The sequence below is a fragment of the Segatella copri DSM 18205 genome (assembly GCF_025151535.1).
Lineage (GTDB): Bacteria > Bacteroidota > Bacteroidia > Bacteroidales > Bacteroidaceae > Prevotella > Prevotella copri.
On record NZ_CP102288.1, the window covers coordinates 2,516,657 to 2,536,045 of the forward strand.

The following is a 19,389-nucleotide window of genomic DNA, read 5'->3' on the forward strand; positions in this document are numbered from 1 at the left end:
CTCATTTTCTCGCTTTTTTTTGTACTTTTGCAGAAATTTAACGCGAAAGATTATATGATACAGTCAATGACAGGCTTCGGAAAAGCTACCGCGGCCTTTAAAACAAAGAAGATTAATGTAGAGATAAAGTCATTAAATAGCAAGACGCTTGACCTCTCTACTCGTATTGCTCCGCTCTATAGAGAGAAGGAGATGGAAATCCGTCAGTATATCTCTAAAAATCTAGAAAGAGGCAAGGTTGACTTCGCCATCTGGATTGATAAGGATGCTACTACAGATGCCACTCCTATCAATGCGGCGCTTGTACAGAATTATTACCAGCAAATCAAGAAGATTTCGGCTGAAACAGGCATTCCTGAGCCAACCGACTGGTACAGCACTCTGTTGCGTCTTCCGGATGTAACAACGAAGACGGATGTGGAAGAATTGACCGATGAGGAGTGGGAAGTGGCAAAAAATGCAATTTGCGAGGCTGTGAACCATCTCGTTGCCTTCCGCAAGCAGGAAGGAGCCGCTCTTCAGAAGAAATTCACAGAGAAGGTGGATAACATCCAGACTCTCCTGGCTAGCATCGAACCATACGAGAAGGCTCGCGTGGAGAAGATCAGACAGAACATCGTTAACGGCCTGCAGCAGATTCCAAATGTGGATTACGACAAGAACCGCCTGGAGCAGGAACTCATCTACTACATCGAGAAGCTCGACATCAGCGAGGAGAAGCAGCGCCTTGCCAACCACCTGAAGTATTTCCGCGAGACCATGAATGAGGAAGGTCATGGTGTAGGAAAGAAACTCGGTTTCATCGCACAGGAAATGGGACGTGAAATCAACACCACCGGCTCTAAGAGCAACCAGGCTGAAATGCAGAACATCGTGGTGAAGATGAAGGACGAACTGGAGCAGATCAAGGAGCAGGTGCTGAATGCTCTCTAAACAAGAGACAGGCACCTTCTCTCTCCCCGAGAGCCGCCTCAAAAGCCCCCTCAAGTGGCGTTTTTGAAAGCCTCGCCCCCGTTCCAGGCGATTCTATCGCCTGTCCAAAAAGCCCCCTATCAAACAGCAAATAAAGAAAAGAAGAATAAAAAATGAAGAACGGATTGTTAATTTTCAGCGCCCCATCGGGCAGCGGTAAGAGCACCATCGTAAACTGGCTGATGAAAGAGCACCCGGAATTGAAGCTGGCTTTCTCTATCAGCTGCACCTCTCGTGCTCCGCGCGGTACAGAACAGAATGGTGTAGAGTATTTCTTCCTCTCTCCAGAGGAATTCAAGGCTAAGATTGAGGCTGACGAGTTCCTGGAGTATGAGGAGGTTTACCAGGACAGATTCTACGGCACCCTGAAGTCACAGGTAGAAAACCAGCTTACCAAGGGCGAGTCGGTGATTTTCGATATTGACGTGAAGGGTGGTGTAAACATCAAGAAGTTTTATGGCAAGCGTGCCTTGAGCATCTTTGTCCAGCCACCTTCGGTAGAGGAATTGCGCCGCCGTCTGGTTGGCCGCAATACTGATGCGCCTGAGGTGATTGAGCAGCGCCTTGCCAAGGCAAGCTATGAGTTGACCTTCGCCCCTCAGTTTGACCACGTGGTCGTAAACGATGACTTGGAGAAGGCTCAGCAGGAGGTTTATCAGCTCGTCAAGACCTTCCTAGACGCAGAGTAAAAGCTAGCAAGCAGCCCCAGCCCAGGCCGAAAACACCCCCCTGCCGCAAGCAGAAAGCAGCCCCCCGTTCCAGGCGATTCCATCGCCTGTCCAAAACCAGGCCTCAACAGCTAGCTCCCCATAACTCCCAAATAAGAAGAATAAGAAATGAAGAAGGTAGGAATCTTTGGCGGTAGCTTCAACCCCATCCATACGGGCCATATCGCATTGGCGAAAAGCCTTTGCGAGAAGGCCTGCCTGGATGAGGTGTGGTTCATGGTTTCGCCCATGAACCCATTCAAGAAGACCGCTACCGACTTGCTCGACGACCAGCTGCGCCTGGAAATGGTAGAAAAAGCGCTGGAGCACGAGCCACAACTGAAGGCATGCGACTATGAGTTCCGCCTGCCTAAGCCATCTTATACCTGGCACACGCTGCAAGCCATCAGCAAGGATTACCCGGAAAATGAGTTCACCCTGCTGATTGGTGGCGACAACTGGGCTGCTTTCGACAAGTGGTACCACCACGACGACATTCTAGCACACTATCCCATCGTGGTTTATCCACGCCAGGGAGCCTGCATAGGCAATGTGCCAGAAGGCGTTACCATCGTAGAAACTCCACTGCTCAACATCAGCAGCACGGAAATCAGAAAGCGTATCAAAGAGGAGGAAAGCATCAGGGGAATGATGCCGGAATGCATCGAGCAACTGGCTGTCAGAAACTACAGGCAGCTCTAAGCATCCCTCTCTCCGAAAACGCTTAAAATCATATTTAAACAACAAACAGCAAAAAATGAGTTGGAAAGAAATCATTAAGAAGTGTCTGAACGTGGCTTCTGCGCCGATTCGCAGAAATGCCAACTTCTTTGTGTTCATGTACCTGCTGGGCATGATCAGTTCTATCGTGACTACACCTGCCAAGGGGACTTTATACGACAACCTGTTTCTGGAACTCTTTGTCGACCTCTATGTGGTGTGTGCCGTTATCGCCATCTTCCCCAAGAAGGTGCGCTGGGGTCTGCGTGCCGTACTATACCTTATATTATATAGTACAGCTGCCGCCGACACCTATTGCTACGTGAATTTCGGCTCTACGCTCAACCCTTCTATGCTGATGCTGGTGGGCGAGACCAACAGTTCGGAGGCTAGCAGTTTCCTCTCAGCCCTCATCTCTGCCGAAGTTCTCTTCAGTAGTGTGGGCTGGATTCTGCTTCTCGCTCTCATCCAGATTCTCATCGCCATCTTCCGCAAGCAACTCATCAAGCTATACGTTTTCATCATTACCGTTCTGGAGTTGGCTTCTGTCAAGAAACGGCTGATGGCTATCCCCCGCATGACTGCAGCCATGCCTGCCAGCTTCGGAATCCTATGCCTCATCATCTTCATCATAGGATGCTGCACCTCCTGGCACAACAAGACGGCTTACCATAAACTCATGAATGGTAGAACGATAGGCGAAGTAGAGCATATCCTGACAGAAAAGGATCATGCTGTTCTCTATCTGCCTGTCTACCGACTCCAATTCAGTATCTATGCCAACCAGCTGGCTGCGCATCAGATTACCCAACTCATTCATGCCGCCCACGAAGTGAAGGTTGACAGTTGCAGCTACCGTTCGCCAAACATCGTACTGATTATCGGCGAAAGCTTCGGCCGACATCATTCCCAGCAGTACGGCTATTTTATGGATACCACTCCACAGCAGGTAGCCTTGGAGAAATCGCGCAAGCTCACCAAGTTTACCGATGTGGTAACCTGCTGGAACCTGACCAGTTTCGTTTTCAAGAACATGCTCTCTACCCATGTGGTAGGCGAGAAAGGCGAATGGTGCGACTATCCGCTCTTCCCTGAAGTGTTCCGAAAGGCAGGCTACAACGTAACCTTCATCACCAACGAATTCCTGCCACAGGCAAAGGAGGCGGTTTACGACTTCAGCGGCGGTTTCTTCCTGAACAACCCGGAACTGAGCAAACTTCAGTTTGACCATCGCAACACCCAACTCCACGACCTGGACGACGGACTGCTGAAGGATTATGATGACAGTCTGAAGAACTTCCAGAAGGAGCACAACCTCACCATCTTCCACCTGATGGGCCAGCATGTAAACTATAAGCAGCGCTACCGCACAAAGCAAGCCCGGTTCTGGGCAAGCAGTTATGAAGACAAGCGCCCTGAACTGACCAATGCCCAGCGCAAGATGCTGAGTCATTACGATAACGCCACCCTTTACAACGACTCTATCGTAGCCCAGATAGTGAAGCGGTTCCAAAAGCAGGATGCCATCGTCATCTACGTGCCCGACCATGGCGAGGAATGCTACGAAGAGAACCGTGGCTTCATCTGCCGTAACCATTCTGCAGAAATCGACTGGCCGCTGGCTCACTATGAGTTTGAAATTCCGTTCTGGATATACTGTTCGCCAAAATATATCAGGAACCACCGCGACATTTACCGTCAGATACGCAAGGCTAAGGACAAGCGCTTCATGACCGATGCTCTGCCTCATCTCCTGCTGTATCTGGCTGGCATTGAGACACCTACCTATAAGGAGGAATATAACATCCTGAGTCTGAAATATGACGAGATGCGACCACGTATCCTCAAAAACTCTGCCGATTACGACAAACTTCGTGATGCGCATCTGGAAAAGATAAAAAAGGAAGAAAGTAAAAAGGTAATAAAGAAAGAAAGGAGAAACTGATTATGAATAGTGCTATTCTATCACGCCCGGCATGCAATGCCCTGAGAGGACTCGCCATCATCGGCATCTTCTTGCATAACTACTGCCATTGGCTGGGACCTATCGTCAAGGAGAACGAGTATCAATACTTCCAGCACAATGTTGACTGGCTGAACCAGGTAATGGTCAGCATGGACCTCAACCTGCCTGTGCACCTGCTCTCGTTCTTCGGCCATTACGGTGTGCCCGTATTCCTCTTTCTGAGTGCTTACGGACTAGTGATGAAATATGAGGCTAAACCTCATCTCTCTACCGAACAGCAGACCAGAATGTACAACATCTCGGGCAAGAAACTTACAGGAAGCATCAACTGGCGCGAACCGCTCCACTTTATCCGCTATCACTATCTGAAACTCTTCAAGATGATGATAGTAGGTTTCGTGGCATTCACGATGCTCGACCTTATCACGCCTGGCTCTCACCACTATGCAGCGCTCGACATCGTTGCGATGCTGGGCATGTTCAATAATGTATTGCCAAATCCGGATAACATCATCTGGCCGGGTCCGTACTGGTTCTTCGGTCTGATGCTGCAACTTTACATCGTCTATCGACTGCTGCTCTATCGCCGCCATTGGGGATGGACCGTAGGATTGATGGCCATCTGCATCGTCATCCAGCTCCTCCTGGGCTTTGACAATCCGGAGAGTGAAGTGATGAACCGCTACCGCTACAACTTTATGGGCGGCATGCTGCCATTCGGTTTGGGCATCCTCTATGCCCGCTATGGCGAGAAGATTCTGATGACCTTCCATTCGCCTATCACCAACTTCTTTGGCTGCATCTTCTGTCTGTCGCTTATCTACAGTCTGAGCGGCAGCATGGTTGGCTGGACCTTCGTGCCTTTCTTCTTCTGTCTGGTGAGCGTATTGGTAGCCGACCTTCTTCAGAATATCAGCTGGTTATCAGGTCTTTACAAGGTATTAGAGTGGATGGGCAGCATCTCCGCCGCCCTCTTCGTATGCCACCCTATCACCCGCAAGATATTCATCCCTATCAGCCGTCAGGGCGACATCTATGCCGGCCTGCTCCTCTACATCATATCGAGCATCTGTCTGGCATGGCTCTTCACCCAACTGATGAAGAAGATTCCAAATCCGAAATATTAAAAGAAAATCATGAAGATAAAAGATATAGAACTGGCGAATATCAGCCGGTTTCGCGGCGAGTTGATGGGAGCAGCCATGCTGTTCATCATCCTCTTTCATGTGGCATTGCCTAGAGAAGATGCCTTTTTCGGGCTTCGCAGAATGGGCAATGTCGGTGTAGACATGTTCCTCTTTCTCAGCGGAATAGGTCTCTGGTTCTCGTGGATGAAGAATCCTTCTGCCAAGCATTTCTTCATCCGCCGTTATCTGCGCATCTACCCTACCTGGCTCATCATAGCCTGCCTCTTCTATATCCCTTCTTTCCAGGGAGGAAGCACCTGGAACTGGATCTATCTCTTTGGAGAGATAACCATCAACTGGGGGTTCTGGCTGCATGATGAGCTCAACTTCTGGTACATCCCGGCTACGATGATGCTCTATCTCTTTGCCCCTGCCTACATGGAACTCATCAGGCGCCATCCTATCTACCGCTGGCTGCCGGTGGTGATGATTATGTGGTGCATCCTGGTACAATATGTCACCCCAATACATCAGGCTGTAGGACACCTGGAGATTTTCTGGAGCCGCGTGCCTATCTTCTTCATCGGCATCAACATGGGTGAGATGGTAAGACAGAAACAGACGCTCGACGGTGCTTCGATATGGATGATATGGCTCATGTTCCTGATGACGCTGCTGGCGAGCATCTTCCTGGAACAGGAGAAGCATGGCATGTTTCCGCTCTTCCTGGAACGCATGCTCTATATCCCGCTTACCATCACCAGCATCCTGCTGCTGAACCGCATCTTCCACCGCACACCGAGCTGGTTCAACAAGGGGGTCATGTTTGTGGGAGCACTGAGTCTGGAGTGTTATCTGCTCCATATCCACTTCGTGCTGAAATACATAGAGCCGCATCACTTGGGCTATTGGCCTACTTTCTTCATCTGCATAGGCATCACCCTGCCTGCAGCATGGATTCTGAGCAAGATAGCCGGATGGATTTCTAAAGAGTTAGCTAAGTTTATCAAGTAAAAAGGAGTTTATTTATTAAGAAAAATAGGAGTTTTATGAACGAGAATAAATTGGAAGACAGTAAAGGTTTTGCTGCGCTGCTGCGACTGGTTCGCCCGAAGCAATGGATCAAGAATAGCTTTATCTTCTTACCGCTGTTCTTTGGCGGCGCCCTGTTGCATACAGATGCCCTGCTGGCGGGTCTGATTACTTTCTTCGCCTACAGTTTTGCCGCATCGAGCATCTATTGTTTCAACGATATCTATGATGTGGAGGCCGACCGCCGCCACCCTGTCAAGTGCCATCGTCCGATAGCATCGGGGGCGGTCAGCATCAAGCAGGCATACGGACTGATGTTCCTGATGTTTGCCCTCTCTATGGGTATATGCAGCCTGCTCGGATCATGGGAGACGATGGGAATCATCATTTTCTATTGGCTTCTGAATCTCGGCTACTGCGCCAAATTCAAGCAATATGCTATCATCGATGTGTGTATCGTGGCTTTCGGTTTCGTACTCCGTCTGCTGGCAGGTGGTGTGGCTACGGGCATCGTACTCAGTAAGTGGATTGTGCTGATGACCTTCCTCATTACCCTCTTCATGAGTTTTGCCAAGCGCCGCGATGATGTGCTGCGCATGGAGAAGACGGGCGAGGCTCCCCGCAAGAATACCATCCGCTACAACCTCACCTTCATAAACCAGGCTATTACGATTACGGCTTCCGTAACCCTGGTATGTTACATCATGTATACGGTGAGTCCGGAGGTTATCGAGAATTTCCATACTGATTATCTCTATCTTACGAGTGTCTTTGTGCTGGTTGGTTTGCTGAGATACATCCAGATTGCTGTGGTAGACCAGAAGAGTGGTGATCCTACGAAGATTATCCTGCGCGACCGCATTACCCAGTTTATCGTGCTTGCCTGGTTGCTCTCCTTCCTGATCCTTATTTATATCGTATAAGAAAATGAAGAAAAAATTATATTGTTTCGATTTCGACGGAACGCTGACAACAAGCGATACCCTGCTGGAATTCATCAGATATGCCAAGGGTACCGGTCGTTTTCTGATGGTTTTCCTGATGTACAGTCCGCTCCTGGTACTGATGAAGTTGCATCTTTTTCCCAACTGGAAGGCGAAGCAACTCATCTTTGCCCATCTCTTTGCCGGCATGCGTATCGAGAAGTTTGATGCGCTCTGCCGCGATTTTGCCGAAGAATACCAGCATCTGTTACGCCCCAAAGGTATTACGCTGGTACACGAAGCCCTGGTTGCAGGTGCTCAGGTTTTCATCGTGAGTGCCAGCATCGACAATTGGGTCCGCCCGTTCTTTAAAGTTCGCGGCCTAGATGGAGTCAGGGTATTGGGTACTCAGATAGAAGTGATTGACGGTAGACTTACCGGCAAGTTCAAGAGCAACAACTGCTATGGCGAGGAAAAGGTGCATCGCATCTGCGAGGCACTGACCACCACTGCCGCCTATGCCTACGGTACCCCCTCATTATCTTTCGACCGCACGCAATATGATATTGAAGCATTTGGCGACAGCCGAGGCGACAAGGAGATGCTCGCCTTCGCCGATAAAGGTCATTACAAACCTTTCAGAATTTAGAAACGCATAACGGAAGACAGGAAAGCCTAACGGAGTCGCGAACCATCTTGCCAAGTACCCATATACGGCGAAACGCCGTATCCAGTATGCCAACTTACTGACTTACAATACATTAACTTGTTATGAAACAAAGGAATACAGACATCGACTGGATAAGAGCCATACTCATTATTCTCATGATATTGATTCATATCGTGAGCTTCGGCAACACATACCCCCAGCTCAAGGCAGGCATTCTCTCGTTCATGATGCCTACCTTCCTCATCATCACGGGCTATCTCGTGAATATCGAGAAAAGCCCAAAGGAGATGGGAAGATACCTGATGTGTCTCGCTTTGCCTTACGTCATCATGGTAACCGGTTTCTCTGTACTCTCCTATTTCATGCCGGTGAGAGATGGCATCACGGAACTGTCACTCTCTCAGATTTGTGAGAAGATATTCGTTACTTCCATCGGTCCCTATTGGTTCATCCAGACCATGATTATCTGCGGCATTCTCTATTACGTCAGTTTCAAGGGAGCAACCTGGGGAACCCTCAGACAGGGAAAAACAACGATGAGCACCACCTCAAGCCTCTTTATCTTCGCCACCCTACTCCTGCTCCTGTCCAAGACACCCGCTCTTTCGCCCAGTGCCGCCACCTATTATTTCATCGGAGCGGTACTCAGACAATGCCATATCGGCTTTGACAGAATATTCCGTCCTTCACCGGTTGCCCTGCTGCTCTGGATCAACTTGCTGGGCTTAGAAGAATGGTACGACTGGGGCACGCTCGCCATCGTCTTCTCCTGCTGGTGCTGCATTTCATCCCTGATGTGGATACACAGCCTCATCAAACGCCTACAGGATAATGCCAGCGTTCGAAAGACAGAAGACACCTTATTATATATAGGCCGCAACACGCTTCCTATCTATCTCTTCCACCCCATCTTTACGATGGCAGCCAAGTTTTATCATCCCCTCTTTAGTTGGGACAGGAGCGAAATCTGTTTCGCCCTCGTTACCATATTCATCGCCATTGCCGGAAGCATCGGCATCGCCAAGATAATGGAGAAGACTCATTTGGCTTATCTCTTCGGAAAAGGAAAGATGCTGAGATAAATAATACCAGGATATATTTGGTAATTTGGAGATTTTGAAGTACTTTTGCAACATGAATATCAAGAACAAGATAAATAATATGGATGATGCCAAGCGAGAGAAGCTGGGCGAAGTCATCAGATTCGGAATCGTAGGCGGACTGGCTACAGTACTGCAATATGTCATCTACCTGGCTATGATGCCGGCGCTGGCCCATTTCATCCCCAACATGGGCGACCACAGTCTGGCTACCACCGCCAACACCATCGCCTACATCGTGAGTTTCATCTTCAATTTCATCGCCAGTACCCGCTATACCTTCAAGGTAAAGGCGAATGCCAAGCGCGGAGCAGGATTCACCCTCTCCCACATCGTCAACTACTCGATGCAGACCCTCTGCCTCAACCTCTTCGTAGGCTTGGGTCTAGCCAAACAGCTGGCTATGATACCCACCCTCTGCATCTGCATCCCGGTAAACTTCCTTCTGGTAAGGTTCTTCCTGAAGAAATAAGGGGATTCCAAAAACACGATAAAAGAAAGATATGAAAAAGATATTCGATATTTTTAAAATCAAGAAAGAGGAAAGAGTTTCAGCACTCGTCGCACTCATCATAGCATGTGCCCTCAATGCCCTGACTGTCATCAAATACCACAGCCAGTTCTCGCAGATTACAGAGAATTATCACAAACTCTTTGTCAAGACCTTCCATGTGGCAGGTTTCGACCCGCTTACCTATAGCATCGTATCTCACTGGGACACAGAATATAACGTATACCGCCACCCGCTGCTGGCGTTCTTCATGTATATCCCGAATCAGATAAATCAAGGATTGATGATGCTTACCGGCATCAACTGCGTTCAGTTTGTCGTGGGAGCTATCCTGGTGTTCTGCGCCTTCTATTCCTTCATTTTTCTTTACCGTATATTCAGAGAAGTGATTGGTACAGAGCGCTTTGATGCAAACCTGCTCTCTGCCTTCTATTTCTCTTTCGCCTATGTGATGGTTTCAGCGATGGTACCCGACCATTTCATCATGTCGATGATTATACTCCTCTGTACCCTGTATATCACAGGCGTATGCATGAAGAAAGGCAGACAGCTTTCCATCTGGCAGACTATCCTGCTCTTTGTATTGACAGCGGGCGTATCGCTCAACAATGGTCTGAAGACCTATCTTGCCGCCCTTTTCACCAATGGCAGAAAGTTCTTCAGTATCAAATACTTCCTGATAGGAGTCATCCTTCCTGCCGCACTCATGTGGGCTTTCGCCAGATGGGAATACCGCACCTTCGTATGGCCTAAGGAGATGGCAAGACACGAGGCCAAGATGAAGAAAAACAAGGAAGCCACAGCCAAGATTTACCAGCAATACCGCGACAGTACTGGCGTGAAAGACTCGGCAAAGGTAGAAGCTGCCGTTGAGAAAATCATCAAGGATAAAGCGCATGCCAAATATGTTCGTGACCATAAACAGATATGGAACAAGAACACGGGCAAGCCTATCGCCAAGGGCGAATTCATGAACTGGACCGACAAGACTACCTCCCGCTCACAAACGCTGGTAGAGAATTTCTTCGGCGAAAGCATCATGCTGCACCAGCAGAACCTTCTGGGCGATGTATTGCGCAACCGTCCGGTTATCGTGAAATACCAGTCTGCGGTCAATTATGTGGTAGAGGCATGCATCATTGTGCTTTTCTTACTTGGCATTCTTGCCGGAAGGAAGTCAAAGTTCCTCTGGCTCACCCTGACGTTCTTCCTCATGGATGCTGCCCTCCATATCGGTTTGGGCTTCGGTATCAACGAGGTATATATCATGACTGCCCACTATATGTATGCCCTTCCTATCGCCATCGCCTTCCTGGCGCTCAAGGCAAAAGGAAAGAACCTGAAATGGGCCTTCAGAGGATTGATGCTCGCCATCACCCTCTATCTGTGGATAAGCAACGGATATCTGCTGGCAGGCTACATGCTAGGATAAATATTAGCAAGAAGCCTTGATCCAGCGGATGATATCCTCATGCTCCATATCAAACTTACGGGCAAAGAGGCGGTTGCTTTGTTCCAGCTCCTCTTTGTCTGCCAAAGTCCAGACGTATGGATTGCCCCGTTTCCAGTCGATAAGTCGCATACAGCCCTCATATTCATCTTTTTCTGAGTACAAGGCGGCCCGGAAATCGGGATGATTCCATACCAGGGTCTGCAGGAAGAACTCATCAGGGCAGAAGGTATAATTGAATCTTTTCAATACAAACGGCTTCTGGCTCACCACATACTCCACGCATGCCTGCGTGATGCTCACCCAGTTGGCACCCTTGGCAAAATCCATCTTCTGGCGATGGAGGAACGGCATGAGCAGCATCGAAAGATATTTATTCAGTCGTCTGGTAATGGCATTCAAAGCCCCATACTTCGAGCGGGTAAGACTGGTAAATAGCCAATAACGCATCATCTTCCGGCGGCAATCCCATTCAAATTCCTCACCATGATTGATGCCCACAAATTCCTTACCCTGATGCTCCTCAAAGAACTGATGGATGTAATCCTGCGATTTGATAGGTAAATCCTGACCACTCAGCAGATGGTAGTAGGCATAAGGTCCATGCTTCAAAGCCTCCTCGAAAAGCACATACTCCGCCTTAATCTGGCTCAGATTTCCCCAACGCACATCCACCCTCTGTTCCAATACAAAGAGGCATGCCTTGGAAAGAACCAGCGGTTCAGCACCATCCAGCATATCCGATTTCCGGTCGATATGCAGAAATATATCATTGCGCTCATCATCGAGCATCGACAGCAATACCCTCAGAAGCGGTAAACTGCCATGAGCCATTATCAAAAAAGCATGTTTCATTGTCATTATTTATCTTTATTATCCAACTGTCCGTCCTGATGACTTTTTCATCATCATTGCGACAAAGATACACCAAATAAAAGAGAATACAAAATAAAACTCCGTTTTTATCAGAAAAAAGACACAAAATAGAGCCTTTCTTTTTGAATATTCAGAAAAAACAATTACTTTTGCAGCGCTAAGAAGGAGATGCGGCATGCATCAGCCCAGCAAAAAAAATAATCAGAGAATGAACAATATATTTAGAATTAAAAAAGAAGAAAGGCTCTTTGCCTTGATTACACTCATCGTTATCATCGCCTTCAATGTGCTGATGATAACCTATCATTTTGATGATTTCGGCAAGCCGAAAGCAGGATTTTGGACGCTCTTCACCAAGAACTTTCAGATTTCAGGTTTCGACCCCTACACCTACCTTACCCTCTCGAAGTGGAAGGTGTATTACACGGAGTATCGCCATCCCATGCTCCCTTTCTTCCTCTATCCTTTCTCGCTACTGAACGGCTGGCTGATAGAACTCACCTCCCGCAACTGGGCAACTACCATCGTGGCGGTGATGATGACATTCTTCTCCACCTACTCCACCCTCTTCTTCAGAAGAATCTTCAGAGAGGTGATGCAGCTGAAGGCTATAGACAGCAATGTGCTCACAGCGATGCTTTTTTCCTTTGCCTACGTGCTGCTCGTCACCTTTGTAGATGACCATTTCGGCATGTCGCTTTTCTTCCTGTCGATGACACTTTATCTGGCAGGCAAACAGCAGCAGGAACACCGCAGCATGCCTTGGTGGCAAACAGCCCTGCTCTTTTTCTTCACGGCAGGCATCACGCTGAGCAATGGCGCCAAGACCTTCCTTGCCGCCCTCTTTACCAATGGCAAAAAACTCTTCCGCCCGAAATATCTGGCATTGGGCATCATCTTGCCTACCCTCCTGATAGGTGCTGCAGGCATTTATCAGAACAAGGCTTTCATCATTCCGAACCGTCTGGAAGGAGAACGGCTCGTTGCCCAAAAGGCTGCAAAAGACAGTACTTTTAGGGCAAAGATGGAACAGAAGCAAAAACACGATAAGGCCATCGCTGGCAAGAATATCCAGAAACGGGGCATGCTCTCATGGGCAGATATGTCTATCTCCCGTTCAGAATCATTGGTTGAAAACGTTTTTGGCGAATCGCTTATCCTGCACAGAGAACATCTGCTGGAAGATATCCACAGCCACCGCCCGATATTCGTGAAATACCAGACACCCGTTCCTTATATCATAGAGGGTATCATCGTGATTCTGTTGTGCATGGGCTTTTGGATGGGAAGACGCTCTGCCTTTCTCTGGCTCACAGCCTCATGGGTGGTATGCGATGCCTTCATTCATCTGGTCATGGGATTCGGACTGAACGAGGTTTATATCATGGCTGCCCATTGGGCGTTCATCATTCCGATCTGTATCGGATATATCATCAGAAACTGTAAGGAGAAATATCTGCCTTATCTTCGTGGAGGACTCGCCATCATCACCATCTTCCTGTTCTTCTATAACAGCACGCTGATATTCGAGTATCTCACAAGATAAAAAAAGAGAACCCGACAAGATAAAAAAGTATCTTAGATTAAAACCATCATGCTGAAAATAAGTATCTTAACCCCTATCTATGGAGTAGAAAAATATATCGAACAGTGCGCCCGTTCACTGTTCGAGCAGTCGTATGCGTCTATCGAATACATCTTTGTAGATGACTGTACCCCCGATAAAAGTATCAGTATCCTACAATCGCTTCTGAAAGAATATCCGGGAAGAGCACAACAGGTACGCATCATCCACCACGACAGAAACCGGGGCGTGGGAGCTGCAAGACAGACGGCACTGATGGCGGCTACAGGCGATTATCTTTTATTTGCCGATAGCGATGACATGCTGCCGAAAGATGCAGTTGAGAAGCTGGCAGGAAAAGCAGATAGTAGCCATGCCGACCTGATTGATGGCGGCTACCGGGAATGGTGCGATGAAAAGGCAGGCAGACTCCAGAAACCTTTTGATGTTTCTGATGAGAAACTGCTCAAACTGCTTGTCTGTCAGAACATCATCACCAACCGGCTGTGGGGCAGAATCTATAAGCGTTCGCTCATCATGGAGCACAGGATATTCTTTGAAGAGGGCATCAACTATGCGGAAGATCTTTTCTGGAATGCCCAGTTTATGTTCTACGGCAAAAAGGTGAACATCGATGATGCAGTATATTATTACCGTACCGACAATGAGAATTCCTACAATCACAACATCTCTGAAAAGAACCTCCTGTCATACTTCAAATCAACCCGCCGACTCATCGATTTTTTCGAGCAGAACGATAAGAAGCATCAGTACCTCAGGGCCACAGAGATAGGCATCGTCAATGCCTACCGCTGGGCGGCAAACGCTCATGTAGCCTTCGAAAAGGTGGATCAGGCGCTCGACTACAAGCCTAAGAACTGCCTCATCCGACTCATCATCAAGCTCATCAAAAAGGGGGTACCTGTCAAGAGGGTGAATCTTATCTACCTCGCTTACAGAAAGCTATACACTCTTCTAATATCTGCACCTTCAGCAGTTTCATGATACAGAAGTAGATGGTGGCAGAAACCAGCAGACGAACCAGCAGCAGGAGATAGATGTTCTGCAAGCTGCGGGTAATGAAATAGGTGGCCACCATGGTGGCTGCCGCACAAAGCATGAATGGCAGTATATCCTTTGCCACATCCAGGAACCGCAAGCCTGCAACACGCTTCAGCATCCACTGCCAGACCAAGAGCCAGGCTATTATAAATAAGGTATAGGCTATCACCATGGTCTGGATGCCATATTGATGACAAAACAATACCAAAGCGAGCAAACCCACTACCTGACCGATGTTGCACCACATATACACATCAGAACGCCCCTTGCTGATGGCAAGATTCTGATAAAGCGTGTAAATAGGCATAAAGGCACCGCTCACGCAGAGAATCTGCAACAGCGGCACACTGGCTATCCATTTCTCATGAATCGTAATCAGAATGAATTCACGTGATACAAGGGTCAAGCCAAACATCAAAGGGAAAGAAAGGAATGCCGTGAAACGGAGCATCTTTCTAAACACCAGCAACTCGCGGTTCTTATCGTCCTGGATAGAAGCCAAGACGGGCTGAGCTATCTGTCCCACCGTATTGGCAACAAACGAATTAGCCTTGGTGTCCCAGTTGTATGCCTGACTATAGTTACCCACATCATTAATCGGATAGAACCTGCCGAAGACAAAGGTCAATACATTGTTGCTCACCGTATTGATGATGTTGGTAACCAGAAGTTTCACGCTGAATCCGAACATCTTCCTTACCGGTCCGAAATCGATATGAAAATTCGGGCGCCATCCCGTATAATAATATCTTCCTATATTCAGCACGAGGATAAAGATAACCTGCTGCCAGGCAAGACTCCAGTAAGCCATGCCGTTGAATGCCAGTATCAGTCCCACGACATTCGAACTGATCAGAGCCATGAAATTAACGATGGTAATCTCCTTGTTCATCATGTTCTTCATCATATATCCGTTCTGGGCGATGCCAAACGAAGAGATGAAGAAACTCAGGAACACAAAGCGCGACAGGGAGGTGAGACAAGGCTGATGGAAGAAATCTGCTATCAGCGGTGCACAGAAAAAGAGCACCACATACATGGTAAGACTCACCAGGACATTAAACCAGAACACCGAGTTATAATCGTTGTCGGTGGGTTTCCTGATATTCACCAGTGCCTGGGTAAACCCGCTACTCTGCAGATTGCCCGCTATCAGGGTGAATATGGTAAGGATGCCGATGATACCATAATCGGCTGGCGACAACAAACGCGCCAAGAAGATGCCAAAGAGGATATTGAGTACCTGGGTAGAGCCACTGTTCATCGCTCCCCAGAACAATCCCTTGGCGGTTTTTTCCTTTAATGATTCTGCCATCGTTTCTATCTGATAAATATGGAATATTACTTGTTTTTACTTTTTAGAATGCAAAAGTAGCATAAATAGTTTGAAGTTCAAAACTTTTTGCTTACTTTTGCAGCCGTAAAACAGAAAAAAGTATGGATATTAAGAACATCAAGAAGGAATGGAACGCCACAATACTCGATATATTGAAGGCTTTCATCGAAATCTGCAACAAGTATCACCTCAGATATTACTGTTGTGCCGGCACCGCCATCGGAGCCGCCCGTCACCACGGAATGATTCCCTGGGACGATGACATCGACGTACTGATGCCACGCCCCGACTACGACCGTCTGCTCGAAATCGCCAAGCATGAAGACTTTGGCAAATACGAGGTAGTAACTCCCTACAACAACGAGTCATACCCTCTGTATTTCTCCAAACTCGTGAATCGCGAAACCACCCTTATCGAGGAGAAGGAGCGTCCCTGCATCATCGGTCTTTACGTAGATATCTTCCCTCTTGATGCCACCGACGATGACCTGGAAACGGCAAAGGCGCTGTATCGGAAATACTCTAAGACCATCAACCGTCTGAATGCCGTAACCACCCACAATACTTTCTTTGAGTACATCTCCCTGCTCCTGCACAAGGAAACCTGGGGCCGCTTTGCCATCAAGACGATCGCCTTCTTCTGCCGCAGCAAGATGCGCCACCGCCTCATCCAGCAGATGGACGAGATGAGTCACCGGTATAACTTCGATAAGGCGAAGAACGTACTGGTGAATACAGGTTCCTACCACTATAAGGAGATTTTCCCGAAGGAATGGCTCGGCAAGGGCAAGGAATTCCCGTTCGAGGATACCACCGTCTTGCTGCCGGAGCAGGCTGATACCTATCTGCGCCACTTCTTTGGCGACTATATGAAGTTTCCACCCGTAGAACAGAGAGTAGAGAAACACCTTCGCTACTATCTGAACATGGAAAAGCGGGAAACATGGGATGAGATTAAAAGAAAGCTTTAGCCTTCCCTCACTTCCTGCAAGGTATGTCCGAAACCTTCTTCTACATCAAAGAGCGGTTTCCAGCCTAAAGCCTTGAGCTTATCCGTACTGAAGGTTGCCTTGGTGATAGGCGTGGTATTGCCCTGCTGCGCATCCGCCTCAGGAATATCAAACACCACCTTTCTATCCGCTTTCCGGGCTATCAGCTCTGCCAGTTGGCGGATGGAAATATTCGATTCTGAATGAGCCACATTATAGGCATTTGCCTTCTCGCCATCCAGCAGGAGGCGCAAGATGGCATGGGCGGCATCTACTACATAAAGCCAGGAGCGGAAAGCCTCACCCTTACTCTTCAGGACGATATCCTCACCCTTCAGAACATTGCGGATAAACTGGGCATACACCCTATTGTCACTCTCTGTAAAGCCCGGGCCGTAGGTATGACTCAGTCTGGCTATCACCACATCGGCATCATACTCTGCTCCGTATGCCATGCAGAGTGTTTCGGCAGCACGTTTGGAAGATGGATAGCAGGCACGCACCGATGCACAATCCACATAGCCGCTACTCTTCTCGGTAAATTCAGAGCCATCGCCCTCGCCATAGATTTCACCCGAAGAGATATAAACCATGCGCTGCATACGGTGACTCAATCCATATTCCAACAGGTTGGATACGCCGTTGATGTTTGCCTTCATCACCTCTACAGGGTTCTGCTTAAAGAAGTTAGGACTCGCATTGCTGGCTGCATCGATAATGTAATCAGCGCCCTCAGCCAACTCATTATAGACTGGTTCCCCTATCATCCTGTCGATGCTCTTGATGACAGGCTGGATAACGTCTATCTCTGCAAAGAAGAAAGATTCATCCTCCCAATAGGCAGCAAACTTCTGTCGGGCACGTTCCTTGTTTCTTCCGGCTGCTATCACCTTGTAGCACCGGGCAGGATTCTGCATCAGCACATCAACCACACAGCCTCCTACCAATCCTGTAGCACCAGCCACAAGAATGGTCTTGCCATGCAGACGCCCCAATTCCAAACCTTCCCGGAAAAGGCGCGCAATATCTTCCTTATATGGTGAATTTCCTATCATAACATGTTTTATTTTAACCAAGCCTCAGGCTGAACCTTCATCAGTGCCTTCAGTATCTCCAGATCCTCAACGGTGGTTATCTTGATGTTCTTCTCTGAACCAGGCACGATATGCATCTGTCTGCCTCCCAGTTCTGCCATCAGGGTACAGGATGCCACCGAATTGGTGATGCCCTTCTCCTTAGCCTCTTCGTGGGCTGCTATCAGATTGCCCAAACGGAAGGTCTGGGGTGTCTGGGTACGGATCAGTTTGTCGCGCGGAATACTGGTATTGGTCGTGAAACCATCTTCGCTCTCCAGGATAGCCTCTCTACATTTGATACCCGTAATGGCATAGCCATACTTCTGGCAGATGGCGATATTGGATGAGATGATGTCTTGCGACAAGAGTGGGCGCACGGCATCATGCACCAGCACCAGGTCGTCATCACCGCATCCCGCCTCTTTCAAGCCATAGATACCATTGCGGATCGACTCCTGACCATTGCTTCCGCCAGGGAATATCCATTTCAGCTTGGTAATGCAGAACTGGTTGGCATACGACTGCAGTACCGTTTCCCAACCTGCCAGACATACCACAGCAATACCCTGAATATCAGGATGCTTCTGAAAAGCCATCATCGTATGGATGATGATAGGACAGTTGTCTACATGCATAAACTGCTTTGGGATGTCCTGTCCCATTCTATTGCCAGAACCTCCGGCTATGATCAATGCATAGTTCATATTCTCTATCTTTAAATTGATTATTTCTGAATGATTCTCCCCGGATTCCCTACCACGGTAGCCCCGTCGGGAATATCCTGGAATACCACGGCACCGGCGCCTATCGTCACGTGGTTGCCGATATGGATGCCGCCGAATACCGTGGCGCCGGTATAAATCTTCACGTCATTTCCGATGGTAGGTCTGCCGCCCTTGCCGTTGCCCAGCGTCACCATCTGCAGACAGTAGAAGTCATCACCTATACTTTCTGCGTTGAGATAGGTGGCATAGCTGTGCTCCAGATGCGCACCCTTCCCGATATACGGGCACCAGATGGTCATCGTACGCTCGGGAGGCAACAGCCAGCTGATGAAAACCGAACGGTATTCGCCCATACGGTAATAAAACAGATTGCGGAAACTCCTTTCGCGGGTACATGCCTTAATCAGGTTGAGCACCGTAGGCTTCCTGTCCTGCACCTTCAGCAGGTCGGCATCTATCTCCTTCTTATGGAGCAGATACAGAGCAATATGCGGCAACATGCGCACCGCCGAAGCTGACAATATGATGGTTTGTACTATCGGATTCATGACTCTAAATCTTATTTTTATCTTTGCAAAGATAC

At 48.3% G+C, this 19,389-nt stretch carries 19 protein-coding genes; 14 read left to right on the forward strand and 5 right to left on the reverse strand.

What is annotated here, in order from left to right; all coding sequences use genetic code 11:
- The first annotated feature begins 54 nt into the window (after positions 1–54).
- From NQ544_RS10620 to NQ544_RS10670, 11 genes are all read left to right on the forward strand, one after another.
- The gene (locus NQ544_RS10620) at positions 55–933 is read left to right on the forward strand and encodes a YicC/YloC family endoribonuclease (protein WP_006847972.1); all 879 of its coding nucleotides are present in this window, start codon (positions 55–57) and stop codon (positions 931–933) included.
- 152 nt (positions 934–1,085) lie between these two features.
- A complete protein-coding gene (gene gmk / locus NQ544_RS10625; RefSeq protein WP_006847973.1) occupies positions 1,086–1,661 on the forward strand; it encodes a guanylate kinase in 576 nt (191 codons plus the stop codon).
- A gap of 147 nt (positions 1,662–1,808) precedes the next feature.
- Positions 1,809–2,381, forward strand: a complete 573-nt coding sequence (gene nadD, locus NQ544_RS10630; RefSeq protein ID WP_006847974.1) for a nicotinate (nicotinamide) nucleotide adenylyltransferase — start codon at positions 1,809–1,811, stop codon at positions 2,379–2,381.
- 55 nt (positions 2,382–2,436) lie between these two features.
- A complete protein-coding gene (locus NQ544_RS10635) occupies positions 2,437–4,344 on the forward strand; it encodes a phosphoethanolamine transferase family protein (RefSeq protein WP_006847975.1) in 1,908 nt (635 codons plus the stop codon).
- Positions 4,345–4,346: 2 nt separating this feature from the next.
- Positions 4,347–5,492 (forward strand): acyltransferase family protein, encoded by a 1,146-nt coding sequence (locus NQ544_RS10640; RefSeq protein WP_006847976.1) that lies wholly within the window; start codon positions 4,347–4,349, stop codon positions 5,490–5,492.
- Between the two features lie 9 nt (positions 5,493–5,501).
- Positions 5,502–6,506 carry an acyltransferase family protein gene (locus NQ544_RS10645; protein ID WP_040553269.1) on the forward strand — a complete coding sequence of 335 codons (1,005 nt, stop codon included), beginning with the start codon at positions 5,502–5,504 and terminating at the stop codon, positions 6,504–6,506.
- A gap of 35 nt (positions 6,507–6,541) precedes the next feature.
- Positions 6,542–7,447 carry a decaprenyl-phosphate phosphoribosyltransferase gene (locus tag NQ544_RS10650; protein WP_006847978.1) on the forward strand — a complete coding sequence of 302 codons (906 nt, stop codon included), beginning with the start codon at positions 6,542–6,544 and terminating at the stop codon, positions 7,445–7,447.
- Between the two features lie 4 nt (positions 7,448–7,451).
- Entirely contained in the window at positions 7,452–8,096 is a 645-nt protein-coding gene (locus tag NQ544_RS10655) for a haloacid dehalogenase-like hydrolase (protein ID WP_006847979.1), read from the forward strand.
- A gap of 122 nt (positions 8,097–8,218) precedes the next feature.
- Positions 8,219–9,199, forward strand: coding sequence for an acyltransferase family protein (locus NQ544_RS10660; RefSeq protein ID WP_006847980.1), 981 nt, complete (start codon positions 8,219–8,221; stop codon positions 9,197–9,199).
- Between the two features lie 52 nt (positions 9,200–9,251).
- Positions 9,252–9,689: a GtrA family protein gene (locus NQ544_RS10665; RefSeq protein ID WP_006847981.1), complete on the forward strand. Its 438-nt coding sequence runs from the start codon at positions 9,252–9,254 to the stop codon at positions 9,687–9,689.
- Positions 9,690–9,720: 31 nt separating this feature from the next.
- Positions 9,721–11,160, forward strand: a complete 1,440-nt coding sequence (locus NQ544_RS10670) for a DUF6080 domain-containing protein (protein ID WP_006847982.1) — start codon at positions 9,721–9,723, stop codon at positions 11,158–11,160.
- A 3-nt stretch (positions 11,161–11,163) separates the two neighbouring features.
- On the opposite strand, the gene NQ544_RS10675 is transcribed toward NQ544_RS10670, so the two are convergent.
- The gene (locus tag NQ544_RS10675; RefSeq protein WP_040553271.1) at positions 11,164–12,033 is read right to left on the reverse strand and encodes a beta-1,6-N-acetylglucosaminyltransferase; all 870 of its coding nucleotides are present in this window, start codon (positions 12,031–12,033) and stop codon (positions 11,164–11,166) included.
- Between the two features lie 229 nt (positions 12,034–12,262).
- Here NQ544_RS10675 and NQ544_RS10680 point away from each other — a divergent pair, with 229 nt between their 5' ends.
- Positions 12,263–13,600, forward strand: coding sequence for a DUF6080 domain-containing protein (locus NQ544_RS10680; RefSeq protein WP_040553336.1), 1,338 nt, complete (start codon positions 12,263–12,265; stop codon positions 13,598–13,600).
- 48 nt (positions 13,601–13,648) lie between these two features.
- Positions 13,649–14,623, forward strand: coding sequence for a glycosyltransferase family 2 protein (locus tag NQ544_RS10685; RefSeq protein WP_006847986.1), 975 nt, complete (start codon positions 13,649–13,651; stop codon positions 14,621–14,623).
- Here NQ544_RS10685 and NQ544_RS10690 read toward each other — a convergent pair.
- Positions 14,559–15,995: a lipopolysaccharide biosynthesis protein gene (locus NQ544_RS10690; protein WP_006847987.1), complete on the reverse strand. Its 1,437-nt coding sequence runs from the start codon at positions 15,993–15,995 to the stop codon at positions 14,559–14,561. The two genes, NQ544_RS10685 and NQ544_RS10690, sit on opposite strands and share 65 nt — an antisense overlap.
- A 122-nt stretch (positions 15,996–16,117) precedes the next feature.
- On the opposite strand from NQ544_RS10690, the gene NQ544_RS10695 reads away from it, so the two are divergent.
- On the forward strand, positions 16,118–16,987 hold the full coding sequence (locus NQ544_RS10695; RefSeq protein WP_006847988.1) for a LicD family protein: 870 nt from the start codon (positions 16,118–16,120) through the stop codon (positions 16,985–16,987).
- On the opposite strand, the gene NQ544_RS10700 is transcribed toward NQ544_RS10695, so the two are convergent.
- From NQ544_RS10700 to NQ544_RS10710, 3 genes are read right to left on the reverse strand one after another with little or no spacing between them, the layout of a single operon-like run.
- Positions 16,984–18,060 carry an NAD-dependent epimerase/dehydratase family protein gene (locus NQ544_RS10700; protein WP_040553273.1) on the reverse strand — a complete coding sequence of 359 codons (1,077 nt, stop codon included), beginning with the start codon at positions 18,058–18,060 and terminating at the stop codon, positions 16,984–16,986. The two genes, NQ544_RS10695 and NQ544_RS10700, sit on opposite strands and share 4 nt — an antisense overlap.
- Positions 18,061–18,068: 8 nt before the next feature.
- Positions 18,069–18,785: an IspD/TarI family cytidylyltransferase gene (locus NQ544_RS10705; protein ID WP_006847990.1), complete on the reverse strand. Its 717-nt coding sequence runs from the start codon at positions 18,783–18,785 to the stop codon at positions 18,069–18,071.
- A gap of 20 nt (positions 18,786–18,805) precedes the next feature.
- Positions 18,806–19,354 carry a serine O-acetyltransferase gene (locus NQ544_RS10710; RefSeq protein WP_040553275.1) on the reverse strand — a complete coding sequence of 183 codons (549 nt, stop codon included), beginning with the start codon at positions 19,352–19,354 and terminating at the stop codon, positions 18,806–18,808.
- Positions 19,355–19,389: the final 35 nt, after the last annotated feature.